11 protein-coding genes are annotated in these 16,289 nt (G+C 68.6%); 9 read left to right on the forward strand and 2 right to left on the reverse strand.

Annotation, left to right across the window (positions count from 1 at the left end):
• The first annotated feature begins 623 nt into the window (after window positions 1-623).
• From V5F61_RS04165 to V5F61_RS04175, 3 genes are all read left to right on the forward strand, one after another.
• A complete protein-coding gene (locus V5F61_RS04165) occupies window positions 624-2,618 on the forward strand; it encodes a M23 family metallopeptidase (protein WP_393989521.1) in 1,995 nt (664 codons plus the stop codon).
• 61 nt (window positions 2,619-2,679) lie between these two features.
• Complete coding sequence (locus V5F61_RS04170) at window positions 2,680-3,654, forward strand: hypothetical protein (RefSeq protein ID WP_393989522.1); 975 nt, start codon at window positions 2,680-2,682, stop codon at window positions 3,652-3,654.
• 181 nt (window positions 3,655-3,835) lie between these two features.
• Window positions 3,836-4,801, forward strand: a complete 966-nt coding sequence (locus tag V5F61_RS04175) for a hypothetical protein (protein WP_393989523.1) — start codon at window positions 3,836-3,838, stop codon at window positions 4,799-4,801.
• Window positions 4,802-4,818: 17 nt separating this feature from the next.
• Here V5F61_RS04175 and V5F61_RS04180 read toward each other — a convergent pair whose 3' ends face one another.
• Window positions 4,819-5,238: a DUF2267 domain-containing protein gene (locus tag V5F61_RS04180; protein WP_393989524.1), complete on the reverse strand. Its 420-nt coding sequence runs from the start codon at window positions 5,236-5,238 to the stop codon at window positions 4,819-4,821.
• Between the two features lie 166 nt (window positions 5,239-5,404).
• Complete coding sequence (clpB, locus tag V5F61_RS04185; protein WP_393989525.1) at window positions 5,405-8,044, reverse strand: ATP-dependent chaperone ClpB; 2,640 nt, start codon at window positions 8,042-8,044, stop codon at window positions 5,405-5,407.
• A 312-nt stretch (window positions 8,045-8,356) separates the two neighbouring features.
• Between clpB and V5F61_RS04190 the strand changes: the two genes are divergently transcribed.
• The 6 genes from V5F61_RS04190 (at window position 8,357) to V5F61_RS04215 (ending at window position 16,284) form a co-directional block, all read left to right on the forward strand.
• Window positions 8,357-9,163, forward strand: coding sequence for an MOSC domain-containing protein (locus tag V5F61_RS04190; RefSeq protein ID WP_393989526.1), 807 nt, complete (start codon window positions 8,357-8,359; stop codon window positions 9,161-9,163).
• A gap of 131 nt (window positions 9,164-9,294) precedes the next feature.
• A complete protein-coding gene (locus V5F61_RS04195) occupies window positions 9,295-9,831 on the forward strand; it encodes an arsenate reductase ArsC (protein WP_393989527.1) in 537 nt (178 codons plus the stop codon).
• A gap of 80 nt (window positions 9,832-9,911) precedes the next feature.
• Window positions 9,912-10,523, forward strand: coding sequence for a LysE family translocator (locus V5F61_RS04200; protein ID WP_393989528.1), 612 nt, complete (start codon window positions 9,912-9,914; stop codon window positions 10,521-10,523).
• Window positions 10,524-10,588: 65 nt separating this feature from the next.
• Window positions 10,589-13,015, forward strand: coding sequence for a DNA topoisomerase (ATP-hydrolyzing) subunit B (gene gyrB / locus V5F61_RS04205; protein WP_393989529.1), 2,427 nt, complete (start codon window positions 10,589-10,591; stop codon window positions 13,013-13,015).
• A gap of 137 nt (window positions 13,016-13,152) precedes the next feature.
• On the forward strand, window positions 13,153-15,306 hold the full coding sequence (gene ligA, locus V5F61_RS04210) for an NAD-dependent DNA ligase LigA (RefSeq protein ID WP_393989530.1): 2,154 nt from the start codon (window positions 13,153-13,155) through the stop codon (window positions 15,304-15,306).
• A 171-nt stretch (window positions 15,307-15,477) separates the two neighbouring features.
• Window positions 15,478-16,284 carry a (Fe-S)-binding protein gene (locus V5F61_RS04215; RefSeq protein ID WP_393989531.1) on the forward strand — a complete coding sequence of 269 codons (807 nt, stop codon included), beginning with the start codon at window positions 15,478-15,480 and terminating at the stop codon, window positions 16,282-16,284.
• Window positions 16,285-16,289: the final 5 nt, after the last annotated feature.

Below are 16,289 nucleotides of genomic sequence, written 5' to 3' on the forward strand. Positions count from 1 at the left end.
GAGAGTGCTAGACCCTCAACCCATCGTCACCGATAGGGACGACGCCTCATCTGCCTGCTTTTTAGCCGGCAACTTCACGCCAGTCAAGTCGTGATAAGAAGCGTCGGAGACGCGTTATCGGCCGGCGTTTTCGTCGGCGGCAGCGCGTCTTTGATGGGCGGTTTATAGGGGGAGCCCGCCGGAGTGTCAACAGCAGCTAGTTGGAAAAATGAAGCGCGAATGACGATGTGGAGAAAACGGCATCGGAGGGGCGGAAACAGGTTGCGACATAAGGCATTTACGCCTGTGGATAATTGCGCGGTTGCCGGGGCGCGGCGGCGGGGTGGAAAGCACGCGAGATGGCAGGGGTCGCGCGCGTGCGCGTACTTTATTTATGTCCAGGGCATTCGTTAAAGGGGAGTCACGCGCCTGTGTTCGGCGGCGCGCAGGCCTGCGCGCCCGCGCCGAGGGGCGCTCCAGTGGCGGAACGCCATGCTTTCGCCGCGACGAGCGCGCTTCTTCGAGCGTGATGCTTGCAAGGCGGCCGCGTTGACGGAGGCTGTGCATAAAGGCATTGTCCGCGCGAGCGCAGGGGACGCGTCGCCCATAGAGCGTGGCGTCGCTGCGAGCTGAAGGGACCGAATTTGTACCAACGACGATCAGCGGCCGCCTGGCGCGACTCGGCGAGCGCGGCCGGCCTCGGCGACGATGCTCCGCTCGGGGTCGACGGCGACGAGGAGGAGATTGACCGCCGGCGCGTGTCGGTCCGCTGGTTTGCGGCCACGCTGCTGACGGCGTTGTGCGGCTCCTTCCTGATGGGCGGCGCTGTCTATGCGGCGCTCGACGGCGAGCATCGCTTCGCGCTGATGCCGGAGAAGATTCGGGCCACCTTGCGCAATGCACTCGCAGAGGGAGAGCGGCCGACGAACGCCCTACGCAAGGGCGATCGCATGTCGCTCCTCAGCGACAGCTCCAACGCCCGGCAGACGTTCCGCGTCTCCACCGCCACCAAGATGGGCGACCGCGAGATCATCAAGGTGCGGCCCTTCACGCGGGTGGCGGCGAATCTCGCCATGTCCACCACGTCGATCTCGGCGAACGTTCCACGTTTCAACCCTGCGCAGCTGGTGGCTGATTCCACTGCTAAAGAGGAAGCCGCGCCCCAGGCTGAGCCCACCGGCGAGGTCACCCTGGTCATGCGCGATCTGGGTGCGGTGCCGATGAACGCGAAGCTCGGCGCCAGCATTCCCATGGAGAATGTGCTGGTGAAGGTGCGGGAGGTGGCCGAGCTCGCGCGCAACACGCCCGGCGCCCTGCCGAGCGCCATCGTCGGCAATTCCGCGCGCTTCTCGCCCGATGCCCCCTACCTCGCCTATGCCGCCGCGGGGCAGGACCTTGGCGGCACGCCCGCAGCCTCCGGGCTGCGCGACAACATCAGCTTCGTACCGAAGACCTCGGGGGAGACCTCCGGCGGCAACGACTGGTCCGACACCACGGTGGTGGTGAAAAAGGGCGACAGCATCGTCTCCATCCTCACCGACGCTGGTGTTTCGAAGGATGACGCGCGCGCCCTTTCAGTGGCTTTCAATCGCGGCAAGGAGGGCCGGGTGAAAGACGGGCTGCGCATGCGCATGCTGCTGCAGCAGGAGGGTGACCGCATCATTCCCCTGCGCGTGTCCCTGTTCAGCGATTCCGGCCATGAGGGCACCATCGCCCTTTCGGACCACAACGATTTCGTGAACGTGCCGGAGCCGTCCGAGACCGAGACCACCGGCGTCTCCGAGGATACGGACGATGATTCCGGGCCCGGCGTGCGCCTGTATGAGAGCGTCTACGAGACCGCCCTGCGCAACGAGATCCCGCGCTCGGTGATCGCCGATCTCATCCGAGTCTATTCCTTCGACGTGGACTTCCAGCGCCGGGTGCGCTCGGGCGACAATTTCGAGGTGCTCTACTCGGACGATCCCTCGGGCAACAACGAGGTTCAGTTCGCGGCGCTGACGATCGGTAACGAAACCAAGCGCTACTATCGCTTCCAGACCTCCGACGACGGCGTGGTCGACTATTATGACGAGGATGGAAAGAGCGCGAAGAAGTTCCTGGTGAGAAAGCCTCTTTCGGGCGGCGTCATGCGCTCGCCCTTCGGCTATCGCCGCCACCCCATCCTTGGCTATTCAAAGCTACATACGGGTGTGGACTGGTCGGACGCGATCGGCACGCCAATCTATGCGGCCGGCAATGGCACGGTCATCTATGCCAACTGGAAATCCGGCTACGGCAAGCATACGGAAATCCAGCATGCCAACGGCTACGTGACCACCTATTCCCATCAGTCCGGCTTCGCCCGCGGCATCCGTGAGGGCATGACGGTGCGCCAGGGCCAGCTCATCGGCTACATCGGCTCCACCGGCCTCTCCACCGGCCCGCACCTGCACTACGAAGTGAAGATCAATGGCAACTTCGTGGACCCCATGCGCATCAAGCTGCCGCGCGGGCGTGCCCTTTCCGGAAAGTTCCTCGCGGAGTTCAACAAGGAACGCGAGCGCATCGATGCGCTGATGAACCACGGCCAGGCCGCGCCGAAGGTGGCCGGCGTCGCCCCTGCCGGCGGCAAGCCCGCCCGCTCGGCCAGCAATTGAGAGTATGCCTGAGGGGCGCGGCTGCGGGTCGCGCCCCGCCGTGCCGGGCTCTGGTGGAAAGATGGTTTTCTCCTCCCCGCGCCACGGCCAGAATGCGCGCCTCGCCACCGGACACGAGCCGACCATGATCCGCCTCGCACGACGCGTTCTCTGCGCCGCCGTCCTTGCCGCCCAGCCGTTCGCGGCGGCGGCGGCGCCGGTCGACGATTATCTCGCCGTGCGCGAAAAGGCGGTGTCGGCCGCCGTGGCCGCAGCCAAGGCCGGCAAGAGCGATAGCGACGCTGCCGTCAACGCCGAGAAGGCCGCCCGCAAGGATCTCACCAGCCGCATGGCGGCCCTTGTCGGCTCACAGAAGTTCAAGGGGCTGGGCGCGCCCGCTTACACCCTGGAGGTGTTTATCTACGGCGACGACCTGCCCACGACCCAGCTCGATGGCATGGCATTCGCGAACAAGGACGAGACCGTCCGGGTCCTGGTGACGCCGGAACCGGTCTTCCAGGCCTGGCTCGCAGCCCGCGCCGAGGACAAGGAAGCGCCAGCCTCGGTCCGGGGCGGCGCAAAGGCGGTTGCCGAAACCGCCTATCTCGTCAACAACGCGCTGGTCACCGGCAGCGGCGGCTACATGCCCTACACGGCACTGCCCGTGACCGCCGGACCCGGCGAAACAGCCTACGCCACCCTCGGCCTCTTCACCGACGACGCGCCGGCCGACAGCCTGCCCAACAGCATCGTGGCGGTGCGGGTGGCCGATGGTCGCGCCGTTCTGGGCGTGACACGGGTGGAGACGGGCATGAAGCCCGTGCCGGCCTGCACGCAGGTTTGGAAGCCCTACGACACCAGGATCCAGGCGCTTCTGAAGGCCACCGAGAACCTGAGCGACCTCGAAGACCCGCGCTGGGCGGAACTGTCGAAGGTGGAGGACGAGGGCGCGACCGCCTTCCGCACCTGCCTCGTCAAGGCGCCCGAAAGCCAGGCTGCCCTCGCCGTCGCGACCCGGAAGGCGGACGCCTTCCTGCAGACCCTGCGCGGCAACTGAGGACGCGGCACGCGCCCGGCCTCTGCCCCCGCGGCGGGGCACACCGCATGCCTCGGCTCACGGCAATCACTCTGGATTATCGCGATCACGCATTTTCTTCGCGCCAACCGGTGTCCCCTTCACTTGAAAATGCTCTAGCACACGGGTCATCCCCCATCGGCCGCTACCGAAGGATATCGACATGGACGCGCATCCGAACGCCCCGGCCGAGCCGGCTTCCTTGATCCGCCGCCTCGCCTCCCGCCTCCCCGGGCTGCGCCGGCTGGCGCTGGCGGCCGGGCTCGCCGTCGCTCCCGCCTCGGTGCACGCCGGGCCGGTGGAGGATTACATCGCCGCGCGCAACAAGCTGGCGGCCGAGGTCGCCGCCGCCGTCAAGGCCGGCGAGAACGAGGACGCCGTCGACAAGCGCAGCGCAGCCGCCGTCAAGGATCTCCAGGGCCGCATGACCGCCCTCCTCGGCCCGGTAGCGTTCAAGGGCACGCAGAAAACACCTATCTTCATGCCCTCCACGCTCGTTCCGGAATATCTGGAATCGCATGAGCCCGACGGCCTGCTGTTCTCGAGCGACGACTATGTCACCCGCTTCTTCGTCTCGCCCGAGCCGGTGTTCACCGATTGGCTGGCCGCCCGCGCCAAGGACGAGGACGCGCCGGCGGTGCTGCGGGAGGGACTGAAGGGCGCCTTGGGCTCGGGCCCGCTCTACAGCGCGGTGCTGGGCACCGATGCCGCCTTCTACAAATACATGGACCTGCCCGTGAGCGCCGGTGCGGACGAGACCGTGAACGCCGCCCTCGGCCTCTTCACCCAGAGCGGGGCGCGCAACGACGCGCCGAACACCATCGTCTTCACCCGTATCGCCGGGGGGCGCGTGGTGGTGGGGGCGGCGGACGTGAAGGTTTCCATTCCCGCCCTACCCGCCTGCAACAAGGCGTGGCGCGGCTATGAGGCCAAGTCCAAGGCGCTGATCGCCGCTGCCGAGAAGTCCAAGAACGACGAGGACCCGCGCTGGCAGGAATCGGAAAAGGTGGAGGAGGAAGGCGCCGCCGCCTATCGCGCCTGCTTCGTGGCGGCGGCGCCGGCCATGCCCTTCTTTGCCACCGCCACCAGGCAGGCGGAGAGCCTGCTCGCGACCGCTCGCGGACAGTAGTCGCGCCCCGGCGCGCCTCATAAGGCCCAGAAGCCGGCCGCGTCCTCCGGCAGTGTGCCGAGCATGCGGTCAAACGCCTCTTCGTCCACATGGCGGCGCAGGGACGCCGCCACATCGCGGATCGCGGAAGACGGCGCGAAATTATGGTGCCGGCGCAGGCCCTGCGCCTCGCCGGTCATCACTGCCACATCGGCGAAGGGGCGCCGCGGCTCCGCCGGGTCCCAATCGGCAACGAAGATCGCCCGTACGACCGGCGGCAGCACGCTGGCGAAGCGGATGGCGTCTTCCAGCGGCAGGCGGCGGCGAAACGCCCGCAGCACCCCTTCCACCATGGTGTAGGCCTGGTTGCGCGTGGCGAGGCCGGCCGTGTCCCGCGCATCGCCGAGGAAGCGCTCGAAGTCCTCCGAAGCGTGCTGAAGGTCCATGGGGATGGGCATCGTGCACCCTCCGCTCCGCCCACAATGATTCCGGCGGACGACAAGAAAAAGGCCATCCCGGCGGGGATGGCCTTTCGTTTTCGCACGCTGGCGCGTTTTCAGGCGAAGTGGATACCGGCTCGCGCGAAGAAAACGCGACAACGGAAAAGACTCTCGCGCCGTACGGTCAGGCGGCCTGCTCCACGGCACCCGCCTCGCCCTGGAAGGTAAGGTGGCCGTTTTCCAGGCCGATCTTCACCGTGGCGCCGTCCAGGATGTCGCCGGCGAGGATCTTCTCGGCCAGCGGGTCCTGCACCAGCTTCTGGATGGTCCGCTTCAGCGGGCGCGCGCCATAGGCCGGGTCGTAGCCCTTCTCCGCCAGGAAGTGCCGCGCCTCGGGCGAGAGCTCCAGGGTGATCTTGCGATCCTCCAGCAGCTTCCGCAGGCGGCCCATCTGGATATCGACGATAGCGTCCATCTGCTCGCGCTTCAGGCGATGGAACATGACGATCTCGTCGATGCGGTTGATGAACTCCGGGCGGAAGTGGTGCCGCACCGCAGTCATCACCATGTCGTAGGCCTCCTCGTCGGAAACCACCTTGTCCCCGTCGTGGCCGGGCACCTTGAAGCCGATGGGCTGACGCGGATCAGCCAGGAACTCGGCCCCAAGGTTGGAGGTCATGACGATGAGCACGTTGCGGAAGTCCACCGTGCGCCCCTGCCCGTCCGTCAGGCGCCCGTCGTCGAGCACCTGCAGCAGGACGTTGAAGACGTCCGGATGGGCCTTCTCCACCTCATCGAACAGCACCACCTGGTAGGGCCGGCGCCGCACGGCTTCGGTGAGGGCGCCGCCCTCGTCATAGCCCACATAGCCGGGAGGAGCGCCGATGAGGCGGCTCACGGAGTGCTTCTCCATGTATTCGGACATGTCGATGCGCACCATGGCGGTCTCGTCGTCGAACAGGAACTCCGCCAAAGCCTTGGTCAGCTCGGTCTTGCCGACGCCGGTGGGGCCGAGGAACAGGAACGAGCCGATGGGCCGGTTCGGGTCCTGCAGGCCGGCGCGGGCGCGGCGGACGGCCGTCGAGACGGCGGCCACCGCCTCCGACTGGCCGACCACACGCCTGGCCAGCTCCAGCTCCATGCGCAGCAGCTTCTCGCGCTCGCCTTCCAGCATCTTGTCCACCGGCACGCCGGTCCAGCGGGAGACGACGCCGGCGATGTGGTCTGGCGTCACCGCCTCCTCCACCATGCCGCCGCTGGCACCCGCCTTCTCGATCTCGGCCAGCTTCTTCTCCAGCTCCGGGATCACCGAATAGGTGAGCTCGCCGGCCTTCTGGTACTCGCCCTGGCGCTGCGCGGCCTGGAGGTCGGCGCGGGCCTGGTCGAGCTTGGCCTTCACGGTGGTGGCCTCGCCCAGCTTCTCCTTGTCGGACTTCCACTTGGAGGTGAGGACGGATGCCTTCTCCTCCAGCTCCGCCAGCTCCTTTTCGAGCTTCTTGAGCCGGTCCTTGGAGGCGGTGTCGGTTTCCTTCTTCAGCGCCTCCTGCTCGATGCGCAGGCGCACGATCTCGCGGTCGAGATTGTCCAGCTCCTCCGGCTTGGAATCCACCTGCATGCGCAGGCGCGAGGCCGCCTCGTCCACGAGGTCGATGGCCTTGTCCGGCAGGAAGCGATCCGTGATGTAACGGTTCGAGAGCACCGCCGCCGACACCAGCGAGGAATCGGTGATGCGCACGCCGTGGTGCAGCTCGTACTTCTCCTTCAGGCCGCGCAGGATGGAGACGGTGTCTTCAACCGTGGGCTCGGAGACGAAGACGGGCTGGAAGCGCCGCGCCAGCGCCGCGTCCTTCTCCACGTGCTTGCGGTATTCGTCGAGCGTGGTCGCGCCAACGCAGTGCAGCTCGCCGCGCGCGAGCGCGGGCTTCAGCAGGTTGGAGGCGTCCATGGCGCCGTCGGTCTTGCCGGCGCCGACCAGCGTATGCATCTCGTCGATGAACAGGATGATGCCGCCTTCCGCGCTCTCCACCTCGGAAAGCACGCTCTTCAGGCGCTCCTCGAACTCGCCGCGATATTTCGCGCCGGCAATGAGGGAACCCATGTCGAGGGCGAGCAGGCTCTTGCCCTTCAGGCTCTCCGGCACGTCGCCGTCCACGATGCGGCGGGCGAGGCCCTCCACGATGGCGGTCTTGCCGACGCCGGGTTCGCCGATGAGCACGGGATTGTTCTTGGTGCGACGGGCCAGCACCTGGATGGTGCGACGGATTTCCTCGTCGCGGCCGATGACCGGGTCAAGCTTGCCGTCCCGCACGGCCTGGGTCAGGTCGCGGGCATATTTCTTGAGCGCGTCATAGGCGTTCTCGGCGGTGGCGGTGTCCGCCGTGCGGCCCTTGCGCAGCGCCTCGATGGCCGCGTTCAGGCTCTGCGGGTTCACGCCCGCGCTCGCCAGGATCTTGCCGGCCTCGGTGTCCTTCTCGATGGCGAGGGCGAGCAGCATCCGCTCGACGGTCACATAGCCGTCGCCAGCCTTCTTGGCCGCCTGTTCCGCCGCCTCGAACACACGGGCGATGGGCTGGGACAGGTAGACCTGCCCGGAGCCGCCGGAAACCTTCGGCAGCTTGGCCAGCGCGGCCTCCACATCGGCGCGCACCAGCGTGGGATTGCCGCCCGCACGCTGGATGAGGCCGGAGCACAGCCCTTCCGGGTCGTCCATCAGCACCTTCAGCAGGTGCTCGGGCACGAACTGCTGATGGCCCTCCCGCACCGCCAGCGACTGGGCGGACTGCACGAAGCCGCGCGCGCGCTCGGTGTAGCTGTCAAAATTCATATCGCATCTCCTCCTTCTCGCGCCCGGCACCTTCCGATGAAGCATGCAGAGCGCGCTCGGGCACGATCCCGGCATCCCCGGCGACCGCCGCGCAGGCTCGCACCCACGCCGAAGCTCATGTGGGTGTGGCATCCCGGCAACGGAAGGGGGAGCGGCAACGAAAAGAGGAGCGATCCGCCGCCTGTTCCGGCAAGGGCCACAGCCAGGGATCAGGGGCGGTGCCGGCGGCGGAAGCGCGACCCGCGGAAAGCGGGTTGACGGCAGGGCCGCCGGGTGGGAACCCGCGTGACAGCTTCCGCCCCGAGGCCCGCCATGACCCAGCTTTCGCCCTCCCGCGCCCCCATGGCGCTGCCGCCCGCCACCGTCGCCGCGCTCTACCGCCATCCGGTGAAGGGCCTTTCCCCCGAGCCGCTGGAGCGCGTGTGGCTCGAGGCCGGCGCCTTCTTTCCCGCCGACCGGCTCTATGCGGTGGAGAACGGCCCCTCGGGCTTCGACCCCGATGTCCCCGCTTATCGCCAGAAGACCGCCTTCCTAATGCTGATGCGTGACGCCCGCCTCGCCGCGCTCGAAAGCCGCTATGACGACGAGAGCCGGGTGCTCTCCCTGTTCCTCGAAGGGGTGGAAGCCGTGCGAGGAGACCTCGCCACCGCGGCGGGGCGTGCGCAGATCGCCGCCTTCCTCACCTTCTACATGGGGGAAGAGGCGCGCGGGGCGCTCAAGGTGCTGACCGCACCGGAGGGCTTCCGCTTCACCGATTCCCTGCGTTCCGGCTTCGTTTCCCTGCTCGGCCTCGCCAGCGTGCGGGAGCTCGCGCAGCGAATGGGGGTGGAGCTGGACCCCCGGCGCTTCCGCATGAACCTTCACCTGGAGGGCTGGCCCCCAGGCGCCGAGCTGGAGCTGAAGGGCCGGGAGATCGACATCGGCGGCGCCCGCCTCGCCATCGTGAAGCGCACCGAGCGCTGCGCGGCGGTGAACGTCGATCCCGCCACCGCGCGGCGCGACCTCAACGTGGTGAAGGCCCTGGTGCAGGCCTACGGGCACGCCGACTGCGGCGTTTACGCCAAGGTATTGCGTTCCGGTGAGGTGCGGATCGGAGATGCCGTGAGCGCGGTGTCATGAACCCCGGCGAGTGACACAAATACGTTGAATCCCGCCGCTATACGGTGCGATCGGGCGGTTTGCGCCGGATGTGCCGTGCGCGCGGAGCTTGAGCACGGCGATGGCCGGGCAGCGAAAACATGGGGGAACCAATGTCGGACACGGCGGCCGCTGGGCACGTTTATAATGTGCTTTTCCTGTGCACCAAGAACGCCGCGCGCTCCATCATGGCCGAGGCCATCCTGAACAAGGACGGCGGCGGCCGCTTCCGGGCCTATTCGGCGGGCACCCACCCCGGCAACGGCGTGCACCCCCTCGCCGTGCTGACCCTGCACCGCTTCGGCTACCCCACCCAGGGCGTGGGGCCCAAGAGCTGGGACGCGTTCGCCAAGCCCGGCGCCCCGCAGATGGATTTCGTCATCACCGTCTGCGACGACGCGGCGGGCGAGGAATGCCCGGTGTGGCCGGGCCACCCCATCACCGCCCACTGGGGCATCGAGAACCCGGCCCTCACGGAGGGCACGAGCGTGGACAAGGAGGCGGCCTTCAACCGCGCCTTCCACTACCTCAAGTCCCGCATCTCCGTATTCGACGCCCTGCCCGTCGCCACCCTGGACAAGCTGGCCCTCCAGAGCCGGCTCAAGGAGATCGGGCAGATGGATGGCGCGAGCGGCAACCCCGCCGCCTGATCCCGGCCCCGGCACCGCGCCGGAAAGGGCCGGACAGGCCCGAGGCTTGACGTTCCGGCCCGTGCGGCGCACTAGAGGGCATGGAACCGGCAAGCCTCGTCCTTTTCGCGGCCGTGCTGACCTTGGGCGCCGCCAGCCCTGGCCCGGCGGTGGTGGCCCTGGTGGCGCGCACGCTCGCGCGCGGCCGGGCCGGATCCCTCGCCTTCATCCTGGGTCTCGCCACCGGCGACATCATATGGCTCGCGGCGGCGGCCCTGGGCCTTGCCGCCCTCGCGGCCGCGCTCGGCAGCCTCTTCTTCTTCGTCCGCCTCGCGGGCGCTGCCTACCTGCTCCACATGGCCTGGCGGCTCTGGACGGCGCCGGCCGCCGCCGGTGAGACCGCCCTGCCCGAGCCGCGCTCCGCGCTCGGCCTCTATGGCGCCGGCGTGGCGCTGACGCTGGGCAATCCGAAGACCATGGCCTTCTACCTCGCCCTGCTGCCCACGCTGATGGACCTCGGCACCCTTTCCGCGGCCGGCTTCGGCGAGATGAGCGCCGTCATCCTGGTGGTATTGCCCGCGGTCTTCGCCGCTTATGTGCACCTTGCGGACCGCGCCCGGCGCTTTATCGCCTCGCGTCGGGCCATGCGCGCCCTCAATCGCGCCTGCGGCGTGGTCCTGGCAGGAGCGGCGGTGAGCGTCGCCACCAAATAACCGCGTGTTTGCGCTAGATTCGCAACACGCTGAAACCCGATTCGAGACCCGAGGTCGAGATCCCCATGGCCGAACCCGTGCCCGCTGAATCCCCCGACGACTACGGCGCCCAGTCCATTCAGGTGCTGAAGGGCCTGGACGCGGTGCGCAAGCGTCCGGGCATGTATATCGGCGACACCGACGACGGCTCGGGCCTCCACCACATGGTCTACGAGGTGGTGGACAACGCCATCGACGAGGCGCTGGCCGGCTGGGCCCACGAGGTCACCGTCACCCTCAATGCCGACGGCTCGGTGACCGTGACCGACGACGGCCGCGGCATCCCCACCGACCTGCACCCGGAAGAGGGCGTCTCGGCGGCCGAGGTCATCATGACCCAGCTGCACGCGGGCGGTAAGTTCAACCAGAATTCCTACAAGGTCTCCGGCGGCCTTCACGGTGTGGGCGTCTCCGTGGTGAACGCGCTGTCAACCTGGCTCGACCTGACCATCTGGCGGGACGGCAAGGAACACTTCATGCGCTTCCGCCACGGCGACGCCGAGGCGCCGCTGAAGGTGGTGCGCGACGCCCCGGAGCACAGCCGCGGCACCAGGGTCACCTTCCTGCCGAGCCCCGAGACCTTCACCAGGATCGAGTTCGACTACGCGACCCTGGAGCACCGGCTGCGGGAGCTCGCCTTCCTAAACTCGGGCGTGCTGATCGTGCTCACCGACGCGCGCGGCCCCGAGCCGAAACGCGAGGAGCTGCACTATGAGGGCGGCATCGAGGCGTTCGTGAAGTATCTCGACCGCTCGAAGACCGCGCTCATCCCCAAGCCGATCGTGATCCGCTCCGAGCGCGACGGCATCAGTGTGGAGGCTGCCCTTTCGTGGAACGACGGTTACCACGAAAATGTGCTGTGTTTCACGAACAACATTCCGCAGCGTGACCGCGGCACCCACTTCACCGGCTTCGCCGCCGCCCTCACGCGGCAGGTGATCGGCTACGCCAACGGCTCCGGCATCGCCAAGAAGGAAAAGGTGGACCCCACCGGAGAGGACTGCCGCGAGGGCCTCACCTGCGTGCTCTCGGTGAAGGTACCGGACCCGAAATTCTCCTCCCAGACCAAAGACAAGCTCGTCTCCTCGGAAGTTCGCCCGGTGGTGGAGAGCCTGGTGAGCGAGGCGCTGACCAACTGGTTCGAGGAAAACCCCAACGAGGCCAAGGCGGTTATCGGCAAGGTGGTGGAGGCCGCCGCCGCGCGCGAGGCCGCCCGCCGCGCCCGCGACCTGACCCGCCGCAAGAGCCCGCTCGACATTGCCTCCCTGCCCGGCAAGCTCGCCGACTGCCAGGAGCGCGACCCGGCCAAGTCCGAGCTGTTCCTGGTCGAGGGTGACTCGGCCGGCGGCTCCGCCAAGCAGGGCCGCGACCGCGCCTTCCAGGCGGTGCTGCCCCTGCGCGGCAAGATCCTCAACGTGGAGCGCGCCCGCTTCGACAAGATGCTCTCCTCCGAGCAGATCGGCACGCTCATCACCGCCCTCGGCACCGGCATCGGGCGCGACGACTTCGACCTTTCGAAGCTGCGCTACCACAAGATCATCATCATGACCGACGCGGACGTGGACGGCGCCCACATCCGCACCCTGCTGCTCACCTTCTTCTTCCGGCAGATGCCGCAGATCGTCGAAGCCGGGCACCTCTTCATCGCCCAGCCCCCGCTCTATAAGGTCACGCGTGGCAAGTCCGAGACCTACCTGAAGGACGAGAAGGCGCTGGAGGACTACCTCATCACCGCCGGGCTGGACGAGGCCTCGTTGCGGCTCGCCTCCGGCGAGGTGCGCACCGGCGCCGACCTCGCGCATCTCGTTGAGGTGGCCCGGCATTTCCGCGGCACACTCCACGCCCTGCACCCGCGCTACAATCGCGCGGTGGCGGAGCAGGCGGCCCTGGCCGGCGCCCTTTCCGCATCGGTCGCGGCCGACATGGAGCACGCCGGCCGCGCGGCCGCCCAGGTGGCGCAGCGCCTCGACACCCTGGCCGAGGAGACCGAGCGCGGCTGGACCGGCGCCGCCGACGAAACCGGCTTCACCTTCTCGCGCACCGTGCGCGGCGTGCAGGAGGTGGCGCGGCTCGACGCCGCCTTCGTCACCTCGCCGGAAGCCCGCCGGCTCGACACCCTCGCCCGGGACATGGAGGGCGTGTTCACCGAAGGCGCCGGCCTGAAGCGCAAGGGCGACGAGGAGATGCTCCACGGCCCCGTGGACCTGTTCGACGCCGTCACCGATGCCGGCCGCAAGGGCCTTTCGCTCCAGCGCTACAAAGGCCTGGGCGAGATGAACCCCGAGCAGCTCTGGGAAACCACCCTCGACCGGAACGCCCGCTCGCTGCTGCAGGTGCGCGTGAAGGAAGTGGACGCCGCCGACGACCTCTTCAACCGCCTGATGGGCGACGTGGTAGAACCGCGGCGCGAGTTCATCCAGGAGAATGCCCTGCGCGCCAGCGTGGACGTGTGAGCCACCAGCCCGCGCCCGCCGGGCGCTGGAAAAGGGGGGAGCACGGCGCCTTGCCGGCTGCGGCCGGCGGCGTCATCGGCTATCTCTTGCGGCGATGAGGCCGGCCGATGATCCGGCCGGACGCCGAGAGCCGCCGCATGACCCGGACTTCCACCAGCCCCTCCCCATCGACGCTCCGCGCCCTTGACGTAGAGGACCTGTCCGCTGAGCAGGCCGCCCGCGAGCACAAGGCCCTCGCCATCGAGATCTCCGGGCACGACGCCGCCTACTACCGCGAGGACGCCCCCGTCGTCTCGGACGCGGACTACGATGCCCTGCGCCGCCGCTACGAGGAGATCGAGCAGCGCTTCCCGGCCTTGGCCGGGGCGGACAGCCTTTCCGCGAAGGTCGGCGCGGCGCCGGTGGAGAAGTTCGGCAAGGTCACCCACCAGGTGCCCATGCTCTCGCTGGCCAATGCCTTCACCGACACGGAGGTGGAGGAGTTCGTGGGCCGGGTGAAGCGCTTCCTGGGCCTGGGGGAAGGGGAGGATGTCGCCTTCACCGCCGAGCCCAAGATCGACGGCCTGTCCTGCTCCCTGCGCTACGTGAACCGCCGCCTCGAGGTGGCCGCCACCCGCGGCGACGGCAGCGAGGGCGAGGACGTGACCGCCAACGTGCGCACCATCGCCGAGATCCCGCAGGTGCTGGAGGGCGACGACGTGCCCGACATCATCGACGTGCGCGGCGAGGTCTACATGGCGGTGGCGGACTTCGAGGCGCTGAACGCCCGCCAGGAGGCGGCGGGCGAAAAGGTGTTCGCGAACCCGCGCAACGCCGCCGCCGGCTCCCTGCGCCAGCTCGATCCCGCTGTCACCGCCGCCCGGCCGCTGAAGTTCTTCGCCTATGCCTGGGGCGAGGCGGCGACCCTGCCGGCGGACACCCAGATGGGCATGGTGGCAGCCTTTGCGCGCTGGAGCTTTCCCACCAATCCTCTCACCGTGGTGGTGCGCTCCGCGCGCGAGCTGGTCGCCCACTATCACGGCATCGAGGAGCGGCGGGCGACCCTCGGCTACGATATCGACGGCGTGGTCTACAAGGTGAATGCGCTGGAGCTTCAGCGGCGGCTGGGATTCGTCTCGCGCTCGCCGCGCTGGGCCATCGCCCACAAGTTCCCGGCCCAGCAGGCCGTGACCCTCCTGGAGGATATCGAGATCCAGGTGGGCCGCACCGGAGCCCTCACCCCGGTGGCGAAGCTCGCGCCCATCACGGTGGGCGGCGTGGTTGTCTCCTCCGCCACCCTGCACAACGAGGACGAGATCGCCCGCAAGGACATCCGCATCGGCGACACGGTGGTGGTGCAGCGCGCCGGCGACGTCATTCCCCAGGTGGTACGCGTGACCGAGGAGCGCCGGCCCGCAGGCGCCGTGCCCTATGTCTTCCCCACCGTGTGCCCCGCCTGCGGCTCCCATGCAGTGCGCGAGGTGGACGTGAAGACCGGCAAGGTGGACGCGGTGCGCCGCTGCACCGGTGGCCTCATCTGCCCGGCCCAGATGGTGGAGCGCCTGCGCCACTTCGTGTCCCGCAACGCCTTCGATATCGAGGGCCTGGGCGAAAAGCAGGTGCAGGCGCTTTTTGACTGGGGGCTGGTGCGATCCCCCGCCGACATATTCACCCTCGATGCGCGCAACGCCGCCTCCCTCCAGCGGCTTGAAAACCGCGAGGGCTGGGGCAAGACCTCCGCCACCAATCTGTTCGCGGCGATCGAGGGGCGGCGGACGGTGGCGGTGGACCGCTTTGTGTTCGCCCTCGGCATCCGCCACGTGGGCGAGACCAACGCCAAGCGCCTGATGCGCCATTTCGGCACCGTGGCGGCGCTGGAGCAGGTGGCGCTGGCGGCGCAGATGCCCGGTGAGGAGCACCCCAAGGGCAATGCCGGCTGGCAGGAGCTGATCGCCATCGACGGCATCGGCGACGTGGTGGCGGAAGCTGTGATGGAATTCTTCGCCGAGCCCAACAACCGCGAAGTGGTGGCCGCCCTGCTCACCCACGTGACGCCCGAGCCCATGGAGCAGGTGGCGGCGGCAAGCCCGGTCTCCGGCAAGACGGTGGTGTTCACCGGGTCGCTGGAGAAGATGACCCGCGACGAGGCCAAGGCCATGGCCGAGCGCCTGGGCGCGAAGGTGGCGGGCTCCGTCTCGGCCAAGACCGACCTCGTGGTGGCGGGCCCCGGCGCCGGCTCCAAGCTGGAGAAGGCGCAGGCCCTGGGCGTCCAGGTCATCACCGAGGACGAGTGGTTCGAGCTGGTGGGCTGAGCGCCCGCGCCGGCGGCGCATTCCACCCCCGCCGGCGAGGTGATATAGGATTGCTCCAATGTGAACGGCTGCCGCTTCCCCCTGCCCGGGGCCGCGACGAAGGCCCGCCTCGCCCAAGCCCTTCCGGGCCTAGTCGCCCGCTTGCCCGCACCGCCAGAGCGCAGAGCTGCCATGACCTCTTCCGCCGCGCCCTCCCCCGCGCCCCGCCGCCCGCACCGGGTGGGCCTGTTCTGCACCTGCCTGGTGGACACCATCCGCCCCGCGGTGGGCTTCGCGGCGGCGAAGCTCCTGGAAGAAGCCGGCTGCGAGGTGGACGTGCCGCGCCAGACCTGCTGCGGCCAGCCGGCCTTCAATTCCGGCGACCGCGCCACTGCCCGCGCCCTGGCCGAGCAGACCATCGCCGCCTTCGAGGGCTTCGACTATGTGGTGGTGCCCTCCGGCTCATGCGCCGGCATGATGAAGGTGCACTACCCCGAGCTGTTCGCCGGCGAGCCGGACGGCATGATCCGCGCCGAGCGCTTCTGCGCCAAGGTGTTCGAGCTCACCTCCTTCCTTGTGGACGTGCTGGGCATGACGGGCGTGGAGGCGCGCTACGCCGGCACCGTCACCTATCACGACAGCTGCTCGGGCCTGCGCGAGCTGAAGGTGAGGGACCAGCCGCGCGCGCTGCTCGCCACGGTGGAAGGGCTCGAGCTGGTGGAGATGGCGGACGCCGACACCTGCTGCGGCTTTGGCGGCACCTTCTGCGTGAAGTATCCGGACATCTCCAACGCCATCGTCGGCAAGAAAGCGCAGAACGCCCTCGCCTCGGGCGCCGACACGCTGCTGGCGGGCGATCTCGGCTGCCTCATGAACATGGCCGGCAAGCTCCAGCGCGAGGGCCGGGAAATCGCCGTCCGCCACGTGGCGGAAGTGCTCGCCGGCATGGGCGACGCGCCCGCCATCGGCGCCCCCAAACCCGCCGGCGGCAAGGGCTGAGCACA

Source organism: Xanthobacter sediminis (assembly GCF_043195015.1).
In the GTDB taxonomy this organism is placed as follows: Bacteria; Pseudomonadota; Alphaproteobacteria; order Rhizobiales; family Xanthobacteraceae; genus Xanthobacter.

What these genes read in the sequence shown, in the direction of transcription:
- clpB (WP_393989525.1), bottom strand. Translation starts at nt 8,044, where the DNA reads ATGAATTTTGACAGCTACACCGAGCGCGCGCGCGGCTTCGTGCAGTCC.
- ligA (WP_393989530.1), top strand. Translation starts at nt 13,153, where the DNA reads ATGACCCGGACTTCCACCAGCCCCTCCCCATCGACGCTCCGCGCCCTT.
- gyrB (WP_393989529.1), top strand. Translation starts at nt 10,589, where the DNA reads ATGGCCGAACCCGTGCCCGCTGAATCCCCCGACGACTACGGCGCCCAG.
- V5F61_RS04190 (WP_393989526.1), top strand. Translation starts at nt 8,357, where the DNA reads ATGACCCAGCTTTCGCCCTCCCGCGCCCCCATGGCGCTGCCGCCCGCC.
- V5F61_RS04200 (WP_393989528.1), top strand. Translation starts at nt 9,912, where the DNA reads ATGGAACCGGCAAGCCTCGTCCTTTTCGCGGCCGTGCTGACCTTGGGC.
- V5F61_RS04195 (WP_393989527.1), top strand. Translation starts at nt 9,295, where the DNA reads ATGTCGGACACGGCGGCCGCTGGGCACGTTTATAATGTGCTTTTCCTG.
- V5F61_RS04175 (WP_393989523.1), top strand. Translation starts at nt 3,836, where the DNA reads ATGGACGCGCATCCGAACGCCCCGGCCGAGCCGGCTTCCTTGATCCGC.
- V5F61_RS04215 (WP_393989531.1), top strand. Translation starts at nt 15,478, where the DNA reads ATGACCTCTTCCGCCGCGCCCTCCCCCGCGCCCCGCCGCCCGCACCGG.
- V5F61_RS04180 (WP_393989524.1), bottom strand. Translation starts at nt 5,238, where the DNA reads ATGCCCATCCCCATGGACCTTCAGCACGCTTCGGAGGACTTCGAGCGC.
- V5F61_RS04170 (WP_393989522.1), top strand. Translation starts at nt 2,680, where the DNA reads ATGGTTTTCTCCTCCCCGCGCCACGGCCAGAATGCGCGCCTCGCCACC.